Source organism: Facklamia lactis (assembly GCF_015863205.1).
GTDB lineage: Bacteria > Bacillota > Bacilli > Lactobacillales > Aerococcaceae > Facklamia > Facklamia lactis.
Map to the genome: position 1 here is coordinate 499924 of NZ_JACBXQ010000002.1, position 18279 is coordinate 518202.

At 32.6% G+C, this 18279-nt stretch carries 20 protein-coding genes; 2 read left to right on the forward strand and 18 right to left on the reverse strand.

All coding sequences use genetic code 11. From position 1 onward, the window contains the following. Window positions 1–55 precede the first annotated feature (55 nt). The 8 genes from HZY91_RS05355 to HZY91_RS05390 form a co-directional block, all read right to left on the reverse strand. Entirely contained in the window at window positions 56–469 is a 414-nt protein-coding gene (locus tag HZY91_RS05355; RefSeq protein ID WP_197115223.1) for a hypothetical protein, read from the reverse strand. A gap of 114 nt (window positions 470–583) precedes the next feature. After that, window positions 584–1183 carry an HAD family hydrolase gene (locus tag HZY91_RS05360; protein WP_197115224.1) on the reverse strand — a complete coding sequence of 200 codons (600 nt, stop codon included), beginning with the start codon at window positions 1181–1183 and terminating at the stop codon, window positions 584–586. Window positions 1184–1296: 113 nt separating this feature from the next. Further along, window positions 1297–1635 carry a hypothetical protein gene (locus HZY91_RS05365; protein ID WP_197115225.1) on the reverse strand — a complete coding sequence of 113 codons (339 nt, stop codon included), beginning with the start codon at window positions 1633–1635 and terminating at the stop codon, window positions 1297–1299. Window positions 1636–1675: 40 nt separating this feature from the next. Beyond that, window positions 1676–2545 (reverse strand): DegV family protein, encoded by an 870-nt coding sequence (locus tag HZY91_RS05370; protein WP_197115226.1) that lies wholly within the window; start codon window positions 2543–2545, stop codon window positions 1676–1678. Between the two features lie 192 nt (window positions 2546–2737). Next, window positions 2738–3232 (reverse strand): arsenate reductase/protein-tyrosine-phosphatase family protein, encoded by a 495-nt coding sequence (locus HZY91_RS05375; RefSeq protein WP_197115227.1) that lies wholly within the window; start codon window positions 3230–3232, stop codon window positions 2738–2740. Window positions 3233–3304: 72 nt separating this feature from the next. Then, window positions 3305–4237 (reverse strand): metal ABC transporter substrate-binding protein, encoded by a 933-nt coding sequence (locus HZY91_RS05380; RefSeq protein ID WP_197115228.1) that lies wholly within the window; start codon window positions 4235–4237, stop codon window positions 3305–3307. Continuing rightward, window positions 4227–5072: a metal ABC transporter permease gene (locus HZY91_RS05385; RefSeq protein WP_197115229.1), complete on the reverse strand. Its 846-nt coding sequence runs from the start codon at window positions 5070–5072 to the stop codon at window positions 4227–4229. Before HZY91_RS05385 ends, HZY91_RS05380 begins: the two co-directional genes overlap by 11 nt. A gap of 1 nt (window position 5073) precedes the next feature. Then, window positions 5074–5805: a metal ABC transporter ATP-binding protein gene (locus HZY91_RS05390; protein ID WP_197115230.1), complete on the reverse strand. Its 732-nt coding sequence runs from the start codon at window positions 5803–5805 to the stop codon at window positions 5074–5076. Window positions 5806–6063: 258 nt separating this feature from the next. On the opposite strand from HZY91_RS05390, the gene HZY91_RS05395 reads away from it, so the two are divergent. Then, window positions 6064–6735, forward strand: coding sequence for a metal-dependent transcriptional regulator (locus tag HZY91_RS05395; RefSeq protein WP_197115231.1), 672 nt, complete (start codon window positions 6064–6066; stop codon window positions 6733–6735). 388 nt (window positions 6736–7123) lie between these two features. Here the strand turns inward: HZY91_RS05395 and HZY91_RS05400 are convergent, their stop codons facing one another. The 10 genes from HZY91_RS05400 to HZY91_RS05445 form a co-directional block, all read right to left on the reverse strand. Beyond that, window positions 7124–7405 carry a hypothetical protein gene (locus HZY91_RS05400; protein WP_197115232.1) on the reverse strand — a complete coding sequence of 94 codons (282 nt, stop codon included), beginning with the start codon at window positions 7403–7405 and terminating at the stop codon, window positions 7124–7126. Window positions 7406–7422: 17 nt separating this feature from the next. Beyond that, on the reverse strand, window positions 7423–9420 hold the full coding sequence (locus HZY91_RS05405) for an FtsX-like permease family protein (protein ID WP_197115233.1): 1998 nt from the start codon (window positions 9418–9420) through the stop codon (window positions 7423–7425). Continuing rightward, a complete protein-coding gene (locus HZY91_RS05410; RefSeq protein ID WP_197115234.1) occupies window positions 9410–10174 on the reverse strand; it encodes an ABC transporter ATP-binding protein in 765 nt (254 codons plus the stop codon). The genes HZY91_RS05405 and HZY91_RS05410 overlap by 11 nt, the downstream gene beginning before the upstream one ends. A gap of 99 nt (window positions 10175–10273) precedes the next feature. After that, window positions 10274–11266 (reverse strand): sensor histidine kinase, encoded by a 993-nt coding sequence (locus HZY91_RS05415; RefSeq protein WP_197115235.1) that lies wholly within the window; start codon window positions 11264–11266, stop codon window positions 10274–10276. Then, window positions 11256–11927 carry a response regulator transcription factor gene (locus HZY91_RS05420; RefSeq protein WP_197115236.1) on the reverse strand — a complete coding sequence of 224 codons (672 nt, stop codon included), beginning with the start codon at window positions 11925–11927 and terminating at the stop codon, window positions 11256–11258. Before HZY91_RS05420 ends, HZY91_RS05415 begins: the two co-directional genes overlap by 11 nt. A gap of 488 nt (window positions 11928–12415) precedes the next feature. Continuing rightward, a complete protein-coding gene (locus HZY91_RS10970; protein WP_235991596.1) occupies window positions 12416–13072 on the reverse strand; it encodes a hypothetical protein in 657 nt (218 codons plus the stop codon). A gap of 480 nt (window positions 13073–13552) precedes the next feature. Further along, window positions 13553–14158, reverse strand: coding sequence for a hypothetical protein (locus tag HZY91_RS05430; RefSeq protein WP_197115237.1), 606 nt, complete (start codon window positions 14156–14158; stop codon window positions 13553–13555). Continuing rightward, entirely contained in the window at window positions 14155–14916 is a 762-nt protein-coding gene (locus tag HZY91_RS05435; RefSeq protein WP_438940336.1) for a carbohydrate ABC transporter permease, read from the reverse strand. Before HZY91_RS05435 ends, HZY91_RS05430 begins: the two co-directional genes overlap by 4 nt. 80 nt (window positions 14917–14996) lie before the next feature. Next, window positions 14997–15896 carry a carbohydrate ABC transporter permease gene (locus HZY91_RS05440; RefSeq protein WP_197115270.1) on the reverse strand — a complete coding sequence of 300 codons (900 nt, stop codon included), beginning with the start codon at window positions 15894–15896 and terminating at the stop codon, window positions 14997–14999. 67 nt (window positions 15897–15963) lie between these two features. Beyond that, complete coding sequence (locus HZY91_RS05445) at window positions 15964–17286, reverse strand: ABC transporter substrate-binding protein (RefSeq protein ID WP_197115239.1); 1323 nt, start codon at window positions 17284–17286, stop codon at window positions 15964–15966. A 758-nt stretch (window positions 17287–18044) separates the two neighbouring features. Here HZY91_RS05445 and HZY91_RS05450 point away from each other — a divergent pair. Next, the coding region (locus HZY91_RS05450; RefSeq protein WP_197115240.1) for a transposase at window positions 18045–18279 on the forward strand (235 nt) is incomplete at its 3' end.

Below are 18279 nucleotides of genomic sequence, written 5' to 3' on the forward strand. Positions count from 1 at the left end.
TCATAATCGCGACCTTTTTAATAATCAAATTCTCGTAATTTTTCATAAATTTTATTTACAAACTTTCAATTTGTTGCTGAATCAGACTAATTTCTCCTGCGAGAGTGGATAACCTTTCAATATTTTGGTTAATTTCTTCATGAACTCGAACATCCGTCAAAAGATTATCACATCCAATATCCCAAAAATAATCAGTCGTTGTGTTACTGATGACAACATCCAAATAAGGATCGATATCCTTTAATTCATTACGAGCAGAAACTAATAAAGCCTTCAGCCCCTCTACCCGCTCATTCACTTTGGCAATCTTTTCCCTTTTCAACCAAGATAAAAGGAAATCACCTCCTAATATATCCATCCATGAAAGACTTTTTATATCATTTAAAGCGCTTAATATGGACTCTATTTCTTTTTGACAGGTTATTAATATAGTTTGAGCTTCTTGGATATTCTCTATTGAATATGACATGCTATCATCCTTCTTATCGTGATATTCTTAAGTAAAGTATAACTTAATGAGTATCAAAGGCTTGCGACTATGGTTGGATTTTTAGATATCATTTTCTCTTTCTTCTCAGAACTTTTACAATAATGACAAGATCACTTCTCTTAATTTATCCACATCGTTATCAAAACAATATCCCTTCATTCCCATTTTGTTTGCTGCCATAATATTCGGCTTTGAATCATCAATAAAGAAACATTCTTCAGGATTCAAGTTAAAAGTGTTAAATAAGCAATCATATATTTCACAATTCGGTTTCATCATTTTGACATCTGCAGATATCAATGTTCCATCAAAATATTGCGAAGCGGACACCCGATCCCAATATTCATGTTGACGCTGACTGGCATTCGAGAGCAAATAAATTCCATATCCTTTAGCTTTTAATTTCGCTACAAGCTCAACCATCCCTTCTATTTCGATCAAGGGTTGGTCCCATTCCATCACTAATTTTCTCATAGATTCATGCAATCTTTCAGGTAATTGGGACTGATAAAGTTCACAAGCTTCTCTTTCATTCCGTAAACCTTGATCCATCTCTAACCAAATTGGCGACTTAAAAATGACTTCCTCCAATAATAATGAATCTTCAGAGCTTAACTGCAAACGCTTAATAAACAGAGTTGGCTTGAACAAAATCAAAACATTTCCCATATCAAAAATGAAATTTTTAATCATGCTTTCTCGCTCCTATCCTTACTTTGTGACTTCTCTCTAGATAAAAACAAATTTTTCAACTTGAAACTTCTCATTCATTTTTTTATAAATACCTTTTAAACCACTTAAAAGAATTATTCAGAAAGAAGTTTATTTTTTAAAGATTCTTTCCAACCTTCCACTTTATCAATATTCAAAGCAAAATCGAAGTCTTTCAAATTAACCTGAATGATAAATTGTTCCTGTTGATAGCGAAGCATACAAACAATTTCGTCTACTTCTCTTCCTAAATACCAATAAATCCCATTACTTGAAGCATTATGGTTGATATCTTCTTTCACTTTATTGACAATCGTTGATAAAATCCCCAAATCAGTATTAAAAATTAAACCGTAATCATGCTCAATCATTAAATTCATTTGGTACCAAAAGTGTTGAGTTCCATCATAAGTTTCATTCGCTAATAACTTCATTGCTTTCTCCTTTTTAAACAATAACCTTTGTTCTCTACATTTATTGCTGATGGTCAGATTTACTGATTCCCACAATTCCAAAAGCACCTGGTCCTCCATGACACGAAATGACTGCTCCTGCCTTTACCCATTCGACTTTTAAAGGGTGATACTCTTTCATTATTTTTTCAATCGATAATTTATCTTCTCTAGAAAGTCCTTCGACTTCTGTTAAACGTACGCTTCCTTCAATTAAGTCATATCGATCAAAAAAATCTTCAATCAGTTTTTTATAAGCTCGAGCAAAGCTCCCTCGATATTTCTTACCTGCTACTAAATAACCATCTACCAGATCAATCGATGGAAAAATTCGCAATAATTTCGCCCCTAAATAAGAGCTATTGGATACTCGTCCCCCTGCAAGAAGATAGGTGAGGGTTTGGGGTAAGAAATGAAAGTGAACATTACCGCGAATTTGTTCCACAAAACGAACCACATCCTGAGCACTCGCTTTAGGATTGCTTTCTAAATATTGAGCAGCCGCAATTACAACACTCGCTAAACCGTTACTCACATTCTTACTATCTACTAAGTAAACATTATTATAGTGTTCAGCTGCAATCCGAGCTGAATTATAAGAAACAGTTGTAACGGATGAATAGGCAATATAGACAATTTCTACTTCTGAATATTTCTGATTGATTTGGTCAAAGATCTCGGTAAAGTCCTCTGGTGTACTACCTGAAGTAGTAGGAAGTTTCTTAGTAGAGTCATAATAATTAAAGACATCTTCCGCTTGAATATCAATCCCATCATCATAAGCCCGTTCTTCTATCACCACATGCATAGGAACAATATAAATTGGATATTGATCACAATAATAAGAAGGTAAATCTGAACCACTTTCCGTTACCAAAATTATTTTTTTCATCTTCTCTCATCCTCACATGATTTTCTTTTTTCATTATATCAGATGGTTTAAGACAAATATGTGAGCATTTTATATTTCATCAAATAAAAAAGGACAAGAAGTAATTTCTTGTCCTTTTGAGTGCTTCTTTGATGGTACGATTCTCTTTTAACATTACCAATCTCATCATCTTTTATTTTTTAAATAATATTCTCAATCTTCTTGCAAGGTCGCCATTAATTTAGTTAAAATTTGATAACATCCTTCGTGAATATGAACAAACGTTTCGTAAAACGCTTGCGTCAGTACAGGGTCCTCAACATCTGTTTCTTCATTCAAAAAATGGTTGAATAATAGGATTTGATTCGATTCTGAATCCTTCACTCGACTTTGTACATTCTCCTTTACCTCTCGATCCATACAAATAATATAGTCAAATGAGTTTCCCATTTTTCTTTTAAAAGTTGAACTTTTAAGTCTTTTCGTTCTAAAGTCATGATCCTCCAATAATTCTAACACTACTGGCAAAGGTCTTCTTCCCTGAAAACCTTGATCGACACCAGCAGAGCTCACTTTAATCAACTTATCATAACCGTATTCTTCAATAATATGTTGAGTAATAGACTCTGCCATTGGAGAGCGACAAAGATTTGCTTTACAAACAAATAACAATTTTAATTTGGGCTTTTGAAAGCCAAACCATTTCATTTCTCCCTCTCCTTTCTCTCTTGCTATTTAAAGAAAAATTGAAAAGTCACTTATAAGAGCTTTCCTCAATGACTATTCTGATAAACCTTCTACAATATGATCGACATTCCATTTAATCATATCTATATAAGTATCACCATCTGTCCCTTTCTTCGCTAATGAATCCGTAAAAATTGTTCCTTTAATTGGTACTCCTGATTCTTCCGAAACTGTCTCCATTGTTTTTGGACTAACACTTGTTTCAACAAACAAAGCTTGCACGTCTTTTTCTTTAATAGTTGCCAAAATTTGTTCCATTTGTTCAGGCGTTCCCTGGCTATCTGTATTGATTTCCCAAATATAGGCAGCATGAAAACCATACGCTTTTGAGAAATATTTGAAAGCTCCCTCACTTGTCACAAGGACACGTTGAGATTCAGGTATAGTTGCAATCTTTTCTTTTGAATATTCGTCCAATTCTTCTAGAGCCTTAATATACTCGTTATGATTATCTTGATAATAGTCTTCATTATCTGGATCAAACGCTATTAATTTTTCAGTAATTAAATCAACATACTTCATACCGTTTTGGACGTCTAACCAAGCATGTGGATCTTGTTCTGTTTCTTTACCCTCTTCTGTGAGGTACATCGGCTCTACATTTTCTGTTACAGCAAATGCCAGTTCATTTTTCTCCGAAACATCAAGTAAATCTTGGAACCATCCTTTACCTGTTTCTAAATTAAAGCCATTATAAAATATTAAATCAGCTTCAGATACTTTTTGAGCATCATCAGGTAATGGATCGTACATATGAGGATCTGTGCCTATTGGTACCATACTATAGACTTCGGCCTTGTCTCCCGCAATATTCTCCACCATATCCGAAAGTATTGAATAAGTCGTCACTATTTTCAGCTTTTCCTGCTGATTCTCTTCAGCAAAAACCTGATTCTTAGTTACAAATAATCCTCCGAACGCTAATAATAACCCTATCATTAATAATAATTTATTTTTAATTTTCATATTTAGTTTCCTTTCTAAAGAAATTATTTTTTGGCGATGTTAAGAAAGCAATAATAAAAAAGAGTGTCCCTAATAGTACAATCGTAGCACTAGTTGGTAAATTATGAGTAAAGCTAATATAGGTTCCAATAATCCCCATTGTCGCTCCAATGAGTGAAGCGAGTACCATCATATTTAACACTTTGTTCGTCCACAAATAAGAGGTGGCAGCAGGGATCACCAGCATCGCAATAACTAACACAATTCCTACTTGGGAGAGAGAAGAGACTGTTACAACAGATAGCATCAGCATGATTAAATAATGATAAAAACCAATGTTCAATCCATATGCTTTTGAAACGATAGGATCAAATGAAGAAATAAGTAACTCCTTATAAAACAATCCAACAATAACGATCACTGCCAATAAAACCATCAATGATTGAGTGACCTCAGAATTTGGCACGGCAAGAATATTGCCAAAGAGCACATGATTTAAGTCCATACCACTTTTGGCTTGAGTAATTAAAATAATACCTAAAGCAAAGAATGAACTTAAAATAATGCCAATGGCCGTATCACTTTTAAGATGACTTTTTTCCGATATAAATTGAATAAGAATTGCGGCCAGTATCCCAAATAAAGAAGCGCCAAAAATCATGTTAATTCCTAACATATATGAAATAGCAACTCCCGGCATCACTGCATGAGATAAAGCATCACCCATCAGTGACATTTTTCTTAAAACAATATATGTTCCTATAAGCCCAGATACAATACCTAATATAATGGATGATAGTCCTGCATTAATAATATAGGCAGGCAAATCAAATAATTGTGATAAATATGCTGTCATGTTAATTTCCCAACCCTTTTATTTCTATATTCCCTAGTGAAGCACCATATGCTTCTTGTATATTTTCATTCGTAAATACTCCACTCACACTACCATTTGCAATAACTGTTCGATTTAAAATAATCAGACGATCAAAATAAGATTCCACTTCATGTAGATCATGATGAACAACTAAAACCGTTTTCCCTTGTTCACGTAATTTTCTAAGAATATCAATAATAATTCGCTCACTCATTAAATCAACCCCCACAAAAGGTTCATCAAGGAAAAAAGTTTCAGCATTCTGTGCCAATGCTCTAGCAATGAAAACTCTTTGTAACTGCCCTCCAGATAAATTATTTATTTGCTTATTACGTAAATCGCTGATCGAAACCATTGCCATACACTTTTCTGCTGTTTCTTTTTCTTTTTTTCCAGCATTTTTAAACAAAGGAAGAGTCGGATAAGTTCCAGTGATAACAGCATCTTGCACCGTAATCGGAAAAGTCAAATCAATATCACTTTTTTGTGGCACATAAGCAATTTTTCGTAAATGTTCTTTAATATTATTACCACAATATTCAACCTTCCCCCGACTTTTGATAATTCCCAACATTGCTTTCATTAACGTTGATTTTCCAGCTCCATTGGGCCCAATAATACCGTAGGTATAACCAAAAGGAATCTCTATATTAATATCTACTAACGCTTTATTTCCAAAATAGTCAACATTCATATTTTCTGTTCGAATCATTCTTTTCCCTCTCTTTCTCATCAATCGATCACCTGATCTCTTTTATAAGTTGTGAGTGATCATTTGTTAAAAGAAAGATAAGTTTTGTGACATTATCCCTCCTTTATTCGAATTCTACAATAACTTTAGGTGAGTTTCAACATTTTTTTAGGATAGTCTAAAAATCATTTTAAATACACTTTAATCCTGCCTATGTTATAATGATTAAAAATCTTTTAACTCTCTCGTCAATACTCGATTAAAGGGGCATTCAATTAAATGAAACAATCCAATGTTAAAGAAAATTATTTAAAAACGATCTTTCTTTTAAAAGGCTATCAGCTATATATTTCGAATAAATTAATCTCTCAGGCTCTCAATGTCTCCGCTCCCTCAGTGACTGAGATGACAAATCGTTTGGCAAAAGAAAAATTAGTAGAAAGCATTTCATATAAGGGAGTGATCTTGACTAAAAAGGGACTCTCTATTGCAATCAAAACCGTTAAGAGGCACCGATTAGCAGAACTCTTTTTATATAAAGTTTTAAATTATAAATTATCCGAAGTTCACGATGATGCAGAGGTATTAGAACACTTAGAAAGTGATTTTTTCTTTGAAAAATTAGAAATATTGCTAGATCATCCCCAATTCTGTCCACATGGAGGAATTATACCCCGCCTAAATCAGTATGAAGAAATTTACCAAACGCCGCTCACTCACTATAAAACAGGAGATATTGTGACAGTATGCCGTTGCCTTGATCAACTTGACCTATTAAAATTTTTAGATAGTATCCAACTCAATATTGGAGACACTATCACCATTCAGAATATCGAGGAAACCAATCAAATCATTAGTTTCTCTTATAATGATCACCGAACAGGTAATTTTAGCTTTGAAACGGCAGAGCTCATCTATTGCGAAAAAGCAAATGAATCATCAAAGAGTTAAAACAAGCCCCACTAACTTTTTTATTCTCAAAATTTTATACATTCATACTCAATATTTCTTTTAACACCCAGCTCAGTATTACTGATTTAATACCTCACCCTTCTCCAATAGTTAATATTTAAAAGCCAAAATAAGCCCACCCTAAAGCTAATAGCTTTAGAGTGGGTTCAAATTTTGTAAATTTTCTTTATCTTTAAAAATTTATTGCCTCTGTTTTAATTCAATTTTTTGTTCACTTTTTCTCTGTTCTCGATAATTACTAAGCGCTGCTACCCAATCCGTTTGAATAAAATCTGCACCAAATTCTATTAATTTTCCTTAAGTAAACAAAATCATAGAACACTTTAAAAATCTGACCTGAGCAATCACAATCATTGGTTCAAACTTTTTATTGTTTGTTAGATCTAAGCTTTCTAATAAACAAATGAAGACCCAATAATAAAATTGCTGGAAAAACTGCCTGAATAATCAGCCCCAACTTATAAATAGTTGAATCCAATGTTGAGAACAATTCATCGGTAAACACATGAAAGAATGAATATCCCGCCATGAGTATTGGTAAAACCAAGCCAATGTACTGATTCTTTGTTGAAGATAATAAGCTCTGCCCTACAAGCATAAGCAGTATTAAGACAATTAATCTGATCCATTCAAAGGTAGTGACACCCATAACAACTTCCTCCTTAACTATGAATTGATGATTTTATAATAATTTTTAGAACTTATACGATATACGCATAAATAAAATACTGTAAATATTGTAAAAGCAACCATAATATTTAGTTTAAATATATTTACCGCGTCAATAACAAGTAGGAACATATATTTTTCAGCTAGAGGATACACTAACAGAATCAGTATGCCAGCTATAATCAACGGTGAAACAAACATTAATAGATTCTGTTTAGATAATGATTTTTTAATTTCTCTTTGACTTAAGCCAATTTTCTTTAAAATCGAAAATCTATTTTTTTCATATAATGCTTCAGAAATATTTTTGAAATAAACCGTTAAGAAGGTAGCCACCATTAATAAAAGGCCTAAATTAATAACGACGAAAGAGACTCCACTTTGAAGAGCTATTAGATTTTGGGTTGAATTTGCTTTACTACCAACATTGGCGTGATATCCTCCCATTTCTATATTTTCTTTCAAGCTGTCAGTAAATAGTATTTCGTTTTCATCATTCACTTCAAGATTCATTTTCGTCAAAATCGTAATCTCACTAGCAAAGTCCCCTAAAGTGGATGCTTGCTGTTGTTCGGCTTTATATAGATCTTCAAAACTTGGAACAATAATATGAACTACATTTTCTGATCCGGGACTATTATCTTCCTCTAGAGGAAATGTTTTAATGTCATTATTAATCGTTGCGTTATATTTAGTTTCGAACAATTGAACAGATCCATCTTTTATTTGTTTTGAACTGGCTGAAATGATTATTTCATCCTGGTTTAATTTAATATTGGATTGAGTAAAATAATTATAATTCTTCTGATCTGTCATATATATGGGTGAAACATTCGCTTCTTCGTAAAGCTTACCATCATTATATATTGTATTACCGTCAACAATTCCTGGAAATTGTAAGTAGGTTAATTGATTAAGATCTTGAAATTCAATTCCCAAATCATTAGCCGTTTTGTCTATAATATTAATCATATTTTCTTTATTATTTGCTTCCTCTCCATTTTCAGGCAATACCGCTTCAATTAGAACATCACTCGGAAATTGAGTATCTAACGAATCACTCGGTGCTAATATTAAAGAAAGTTCCACTGAAAAAATTAAAATTGTCGCAATTGACATAATCGTTATGTTCGCCAGTCCGATTCCATTCTTTTTCATCCGATAAAGTAAACTAGAGATCGGAATGTAATTCTCAACTTGATAATAAAAATCTTTTTTACTTTTAAGTAATTTAAGTACGATCGTGGTAATGGAAGTAAATAGAAAATAGATTCCCACAATAACCAGGATAGTAGCTAGAAAGGCTTTAAAGATCTCACCTATAGGAGATTGAATACTAAGGGCAAGGTAAATTCCCTCAACAATAATGGCAGCTCCTACAATTACTAATAGTAGATTTGAGCTAGGTTCTTTTTCACCTTTTTTATCGGACTGAATTAATTCAATCGTTTTTAAATGATATAGTTTAGTAATTTGAATGAGAGAAATAATTATGAAAAAAATCAAAAATATTAAACTCGTTATAATTAAAGCTGATAGAGAGATCTCACTTCCAAATGATATTTCAGCATTCATAATGATTCGAATAGCCAATATCGTTATTTTATTAAATATGACTCCGCCCAATAAGCCAATACCAAGGCTAATTAAATACATGTATAACATTTCAGCTAACAGAACAATGGAAATATTTCTTTTATTCATTCCTAACACATGATATAAACCAAATTCTTTTTGTCGATTACTGGTTATAAAGCTGTTAATATACATTAAAAACATCAACGAAAAAGCAATCATGATAAAGCTACCCATTGTCAAAATTGTTTGTAAATTATGCCCCCCTGGTATTTGCGAAATTCCTTCATTCGATGGCAATGATATTACAACAACCATCATAATTACAGTCACAATTGTTGAAATAATAAACGGTAAAAATAATTCTTTATTTTTAAAGAGGTTTTTAAAAGCTAATTGAAGATTTATTTTACTGAACATTTTTATCAGCTCCACTTGCTAGAAATGTCAAGGTTTTGGAGATCTTCTCATACATCTCTTCATTTGAAGACTCTCCTTTATTGAGTTCATGAAAAATATAACCATCTCGAATAAAAAGGACCCGTTTTGCCTGACTTGCAGCTTTTGTACTATGAGTAACCATCATAATCGTCTGACCCTCTTGATTAATTTCAGAAAAGAGCTTTAATAAATTATCAGATGTATGTGAATCTAATGCTCCTGTTGGTTCATCTGCTAAAATTAATTGCGGTTGATTAATTAACGCTCTTGCCACAGCAGCCCTTTGTTTCTGTCCCCCTGATAATTCATATGGATTTTTATCAATTAATTTTTTAATTCCTAACCGTTCAATTAAAAATGACAGACGATTTTCCATATCTGATGATTTCCATCCTGACAATACTAATGGCAACAAGATATTGTCTTTAATATTAAACGTATCTAATAAGTTAAACTCCTGAAAGATGAAACCCAAATTCTCACGTCTAAAATTTGAAAGCTCATCATCACTAATATTTTGTAAATTATGTCCGCTTATATGTACTTCTCCACCTGTGGGACGATCGAGTGCTGCTAAAATATTTAATAAAGTGGATTTCCCTGATCCCGATTCACCCATAATGGCAACAAATTCACCTTTATCTACTGAAAAATTAATATCTTTTAGCGCCTGTATCTCATTATTTCCTGAAGTATAGACTTTACTAATATGGTTGACTTCCAATAAATTCATTATCTTTCCTCCTTTTCTTTTCTACTGTCAGAATACAAGAAGAGAGAAATGCTAGCTATATTCTAGTTAGACATTTCTCTCTTCTATCTGATATTTTTGTTAGATAGCGTCCTTAAAAATTATTTTTACCTTAGTTCCAATCTTTGGTTCAGAAACTATTTCAATCTCATGATTCAATTTTCTAAGGATTTTAAAGGCAAAATACAGGCCAAAACCGGTTGATTCTCGATATTGCCTTCCCACTCTGCCAGTAAAATGTTTTTGCCCTATTCGTGCCAATTCATCCGCTTCGATCCCAATCCCAGTGTCTTCAATAATTAAAGTTTCTGGTTCTTCAACACAGATTGAAATAGACCCGTTATCTGTATACTTAATCGCATTTGAAATAATTTGATCTAACACAAAAAGCAACCATTTACTGTCCGTTAGAACCCGTTGGTTGATCTGGTGATAGTGTAGGGGCAGATTTTTCTCAATGAAAAGTTTTTGATGTTTTTTTATACTTTTTTTAATCAAGAGATCTAATTCAACCGTTTCAAAGTTATAATCAGTTTGATGACTATTTATACGATAATAATTTAAAATATTATCCACATACTTCTCAATCCGCTGTAAGTATTCTTGATAGTCATCAATATTAGGATGATGACTATTTTGAAAACTTAAATCTAATCCAGCAATTGGACTTTTTATTTCGTGTACCCACAATTGAATAAATTCCTTTGTATCATTGATTTCTAACTGTTTCTCTCTTTCTAAACTCACCAGATCATTCTTTAATTTCACTATCATCTTTTGATATTCTGTTTCAATCACACCATTTGCTTTCGGAAGATGAAGCTCTGCTGGAAATCTTTTTTTGTTCGTCTGCTGTTTAAGGATTTCATATTGATGTTTATAGTTGAACATTTCCCAGATTGATACCAAAAATCCAATAAATAGTACAATCAATAACCAGAGCATCGATCTTTCAAAAGGAACTCGATAGAGAAGCCCCAACAAGACATTTATCACTGAAAATAAACATATTAGGATAATTGTTTTAGAATGATCTTTCACAAAAGATAGTAAAATATGAAAATTATTCTTCAATATAATAGCCTTCCCCTTTTTTAGTGACAATCAATTCTTCTAGGCCAAGATCTTTAATTTTTTTCCTTAATCGAGTTATATTTGCATAAAGAGCACTATCATCTACATAACTTTCAGAGTCCCATAAGATATCCATTAAGTAATGACGTTTTAAAACTTGTCCTTTTCTTTCCAACAGTGAATTCAAAATTAAAGCTTCATTTTTTGTTAAGTCACTCACTTTATCTTCATAGGTCATCGTAAATTTATGGTTATTAAAGATTAAGCCTTTATGTTCAATAATAGACGACTGTGTACCAAAATCATAAGTTCGTCGCAATAAAGACTTAATTTTCGCCATCAAAACCTCCAACTTAAATGGTTTAGTAATATAGTCATCTGCACCGTTTTCTATTGAACGAATCACATTTGTATCTTCCGTCTCAGAAGAGATAAAAATAATAGGAGCGTTTGAAATTTTCCTGATTTCAGCACACCAATAAAAACCATCATAATAAGGCAAATTAACATCTAACAATACTAATTGAGGATCAAATTCAATAAATTCAGGTAGAATATGTTTAAAATCCTCTGTTATTTGAGTTTGGTAAGCCCATTTTTCAAGATAAGTTGAAATATTTTTAGCTATTAACACATCATCTTCTATAATATAGATCTTCATACGGTCACCTGTTCCTTACTCAAAATAGAGATCAAAAATAACTGCTACTTACACTTTAATTCACACAGGTTGTTATCTAGATTATATCAATAATTTTAACAAATTATAAAATAAAGCAATAAGAATACTTGTGTTTATCAGTAGAATTAACGTCCCATCGGTTTATATTCCTCTCAAAACGAAGAAGCATCTACTATCCATTTCTGAATATATAAATAAAATAGCCAACAAAGCATTCTCGGTAGCTATTTTATAAATATTATGTTTAAATTTTCGAATACCTATCTTCACTTCACAACGAGGATTTCAATATGATTGATAAATATCAACCATTGCTTTAACAACCAGTATCTAACCTACTTCCAATTCTGATGCTATCTATCTCATCCTATACTTTTATTAGACCATTCTCCTCCAATGAAGATCATTGCCCAATCTCAACAAGATCTTGCGAAAATAAACTATTAGTAGAAGATCATTCCCTATTCTTAAATAATAAATATTAATGTGGTGATCAAGAAAGTCTTCATAAAATCTCGATTAACCAAAAGGTAAACAGAACTAAACAAAAATCCTGCAAAAGCTGAGAGGATTCCAATATGAAGTTCTCCTTTCGTAAAGGCATGGCTCAACCCCCAAATTAAACCGAGCATTAAGCCACCATAAGGAAACGCTTTATTCTTGAACCAGCTCTCAAAAGCTTTCTGCCCATAGATAATCACAAGCGTAATTAAAAAGCCTTCAGCAATATAATACATATATTGAAAGACAAAAAGTAAAGGGCCGTTGGATTCCCATTCTTTCAAAACTTTAAAGCCATCCCACTCGTTATATTTAATAAAACCATTGACGAGAAAACAAACAAGCAAAGCTAAATATTGCCAACTAACCATTGGCTTTCCTCTTTCAACAATTTGATATCCTGTTGTTTTCTTACCGATATAGATAATCAAGAATCCGATTAAGATCCAGAAGAGACTTGTCACAATCCAATGAATCACACTTTCATGAACAGCGAAATTCCGATAATCAAGCCCAAATAACCCTTCAATTTGAACCAGTAATAACTCAAAAGCGAAACCTGCACAAGCATATAATGCACACCAGAGAAAATTCAGACCATTTGCTTCCTTATTCTTGTCCAATCCCTTAGCCCCCCATCCATTATGGAAACAAAATCTTCACATTTTGAAAATACGATACCAGCATTCTGTAACATGATATAAAAGATATTTCTACTCACTTTAAACGATTCAATAGATAAAATATTATTTTCTTATTATTTATTATAGTACTTAGCCATATCATTTACATTAATTATTTAATCATTTCTCAAGACATTGAGACATAGTGACAGAACATTGATGAAAACTACTGAACTACAAAATGCTAATAAAAGTTTTTGAGTCATTAGACCCACTTGTCACCCCATATCATATATTTATTTTAATTAATATCGTAACGTAAGATTATGAATTTCCAGTGACTATGTTGGACTGCTCATAATAAAAAACCGTTCTTTTAAAAAAAGAACGGTTTTTCGGTTGAATACAAAAAATCTTAGAAAAAATACAATTGGATAGCTTAAAGTTCCAGCTAGTATCACATAAATTCTTCTCGCTTTATTAAACAACGGGAATGACTTGGTCTTTCATTAAACAAGAAACCAAAATATAGGTAGTCAATGGCATGCCTAAAAAGACTAAATAGATAATACCAATCTTGAATAGTATATATAATACCCCCATTATTAATAAAATAGCTAGTATCAATCGATGCCATTTTTTTAATAATAAATAATAGCTAATCATTAGACTATATAAATGATGATGCTTTTTAATCAGAATCGTTTGTTGGACAATGGTTAACATCACTATAAGAAGGGCCATCATTAAGAAGCCGATGGCCATCGTCCCCCATTCTATTTTACCTATAAAAAGTAAACAGTTTAAAAATGCAAGCTCAATAATGATGCTTATTAGCCAGTCAAAACGAAAAAATTGCTTCTGAAAAAACTTCACTTGTTGATTAAACAATTCCTTTATCCCTTCAGTATTAGAAAAGCCTTCTATCACCTCTAACACTGAAGCTATTAAAGCACGGAACAGTGTAACTAATTTCCAAAAGAAAATGACTCGTATTAAAAATAAAAATTGCAGAGCAAGCATCTGATAAATTCTGATAAAAAACAGATTAAAAACTTTGCTCAAATCTTTTTTAGAAAAAATCAATTTTTTGATCCTCCTGTTAAGTCAATACCTTCAATAAAATAGTTTTGTGCTAAAAAAAATAAAACTAAGGTAGGAAGTAAAACCAAGCATGCACCCACCATCAAATAATTCCACTGAGTCGTTGATTGATTTTTAAAACTTTGTAACCCAATTTGTAAGGTATAAAGTTCTTCATTATGAATGTAAAGCAAGGGACCCAGGAAATCATTCCAAGCCCCATTAAAGGCGTTTAAAGCGATAGTTACCAAGACTGGCTTGCTTAACGGAATCATGACCCTCGACCATATATAGAGATGACTCGCACCATCCATTTGAGCAGCTTCAATCAATTCATCATTGATTGTCATATAATATTGACGAACCAGAAATATGTTAAAAGCACTTCCAAAAAAAGAAGGAACAATCAGAGGCAAATAGGTCCCAACCCAGCCCATCTTTGAGAATAAAATATACTGGGGAATCATGGTCACAAAACCTGGAATCATCATGGTCGATAGAACGAGGATAAACAAAAATCGCTTGCCAGGGAATTTTAATTTAGCAAATCCATACGCAATAAATGAATTTGACAAAACATTTCCCAACACAACAAAAATCGTAATAAATAACGTGTTAAGAGTATAGCGCACAAAGGGAAAAGCCTTAATCGTATTCGGATAATTTTCCCATCTTAATTGCTCAGGAAATAAATTGGGTGGAAACGATACAATCTCTTCCATCGACTTTAAAGAGGTAGCGACCATCCATAATAAAGGCATCAATAAAACCACACCAACCAGACTAAGAAATAAGTATTGCCAAAAAAGCTTCCAATTTTTCCGATATTGTTGTTTTATTCTCATTTTTTATCACCCCCAGCATAAAAAACCCAATAAGGAGCTACTTTTAAATTAATGATGGTAATGATCAAAATGATAAAGAATAAGAACAATGAGAGCGCCATCGCATACCCCATATCAAAAGCCACAAACGCCTTATTCCACATATGAAAATTATAAAATAATAAAGAATTCGCAGGGCCACCACGGCTATTCTCAGTCATGACATATGCTTCTTGGAAAATTTGAAAAGACCCTATTGTTGAAGTTGTAATATCAAAGAAAATAATAGGCGTGATTAAAGGTAAAGTAATATATCGAAATTTGTGCCAGCTCGTCGCTTGATCCATTTCAGCTGCTTCATATAAAGTTTTAGGGATCGATTGAAGCGTTGCCAGATACAACAGCATAGAACCCCCTGCCGACCACAATTTCATTAATATGAGGGCCGGTTTCGTCCAGTTAGGATCACTGAGCCAAGCAGGGCCAGAAATCCCAAACCAACTTAGCACAAGGTTAACAAGCCCGTGATTAGGAGATAATAGCTGCATCCACAAAACATAGACAGCCACACCAGTGAGAACCGCTGGTAGATAAAAAATGGTCCGATAAATACGAATCCCTGGAATACGACAATTAAGCATCAAAGCTAAAACACAAGAAAAAAGCGTCGTTAAAGGAACATTGAATAGAGTAAAATAAAAAGTGTTTTTTAAAGCTTTCCAAAACAAATCATCTTCATTAAACATTCTTTTGAAATTATCGAATCCGATATAATTCATTTTTGAAGTTAAATTATAATCCGTAAAACTGCCGAACAAAGAAAATAAAATCGGACCCAGCCAAAAAACAATTAGTCCTAATATAAAAGGACTCACAAAGAAATAGCCCCAGAGCGCTTCTCTACGCTTTTTTGACATTAATCTAGGACTTTTTCTATTGTAAAAACCCCCTTTATTTATCCCCTTTCTCAAATTCTTACCTCCTTTACTCATTTTGTTGGACAAGATTCTCCACTGATTCCTGAGCTTTTTTCAACGCTTCTTGCGGATCCTTACCATCGATCATGATGCGATCAATCTCTTCTTTGACTAAGTTAAGATAATCAGGTGCGCTAAGCGGTGTTGGCGTAATGACTGTTTGATCGAAGTTATCTTGAACCATTTGATAAATTATTTTATCTTCTTCTGAAAGCATGTCTCCCTCTAATAAACTTTCGTTTGCAAGGCGATTAGCCATGACATCATAACTATTAGCACCATATTTCTCTTGCGCTTCCTGCGATACCATAAACTTTATAAAATCATACGACTCCTGAACATGTTTAGCGCCCTTAGGCACCTCCAACGCAAAACCACCACCCCAAGTCCAATTCTTGTCACTAGCTGTTTTGGCCGGTAGCGGGAAAATACCGAATTCAAAATCCTCCGGTGCATTTTCTTTTAAACTCGTATAGTAATTAATATTATTTGCATACATGGCTATTTTTTCCGATATAAAAGGATCGCTCATTCCATCTCCAAAATCCGCTTCCATATTATTAATAGTATCTTTTCCATAATACTTTTGCCATTTCTTCAACCACTCAAACGTTTCTACTTTCTTCGGAGTATTAATTTTAATTGCTTCATTCTCATCAAACCATGAGATTCCATTATCCGCATTCAAGCTCCAAACCTCTGAACCTATGTTCCATAAAGGATAAAAACCAATTCTTTTGAAACTCTCCCCTTCCTTTACATCAAGCTGATGAGCAATTTGCTCTAATTCTTCCCATGTCTTAGGAAGATCAGCCTCTTGTAAATTAGCCTCTTCAAGTAATTTTTTGTTATAAAAGATCACTTGCATATCAGTATTAAATGGAAGACCATATATTCCCTCCTCATACTGTACCGTGTCCCATAACTGAGGATAAAATTCTTTTTCTAAATCTTCTTCAATATATTGGCTTAAATCAACTGACTGCTCTGCTTCAGCACGTTGAGCAACCGTATTAATATCCTGCACAATAATATCAGGTGGAGTTCCCGCAGCAGTGGCTGATAGTGCCTTTGTCCAAATATCTCCCCAAGGTTGATAGACATATTTAATTTCTACTTTATCTTGTGTTGAATTGTATTCATCAATTAGTTCCTGAACCACTTCGCGACGCGGTCCCGCTCCCCAAAAAGACCAAAATTCTAACACTGTCTTCCCATCCGTAGTTGTCGACGATTTGTTTGCGTCTTTATTTTGATTTAAACATCCTGTTAATAAGCTTATACATGCCATAAAAAAAAGCATCCATTTGATATTTTTAAGTTTTCTCATAATTATCCGCTCTCTTTTCTTTTATTTTTAAATAAACCGCATACAAAAAATATAAAAAAACACTGATAAAAAATGGTATTGGAACCTTTTTATCAGAAATTCTTACTTATCCCTCTCTTCTCTAGACTCTAGGTTAATTAAATATTTTCGTTGGAGATAAGTAAAAATTCAAACTTTCTATATTTAGATCATTCATTACAGCTACTTCCCCTTTACCCCCCCATCTTCTAATGATATTTTTATTTTATAGTTTTTATTTAAAAATATAATTTAAACTTAAATGAACAATAAATAATTGTATACTCCGCCTTTGAACCACTTCTCAACAACCCTTACAATATAAGGATCATATCAATTATTATCATAGCACTCCTCTTTTTCTATAACAAGAAATTCAACTTCAATATTATAAAAGGAAATGAGATAAATTTAACTTTATTTAAATAAAAAGAGTTTGAGTATTAATATTAAACTGACCTTTTCTTTTATAAAAGAAATCTCTTTATACCCTATCATTCTTCGAATCTGTAGTGACAGTCAATCAATTTTTATTTAAATTTTGTTTTTGGCGTTTTTTGTATAAACTTTAACTCATAGATATTATCGTATTCATTCGTTTAATCAAATCGAAAAAATTATGTCGCTAAAAGGCAGATCTTATCTATTAATAAATAAATCGTCATTGAATCGTCTACACTTAATTGGACAAGTCTCCTGAGAGAATGTATTGTTAAATTAAGAAAGTAGGCAATTTATTTATGGCTAGAACAAGAAGAACCTTTACTCCAGAATTTAAACTTCAAATGGTACGATTATTTGAAAACGGAAAATCTAAATCTGATATTGTTAGAGAATATGATTTAACACCTTCGGCCTTAGATAAATGGATTAAGAATCATCAAAATAGTGGTTCATTTAATGTTGTTGATAATCTAACTGATGAGGAAAAAGAACTCAGAAAATTGCGTAAAGAAAATCAACAATTAAAAATGG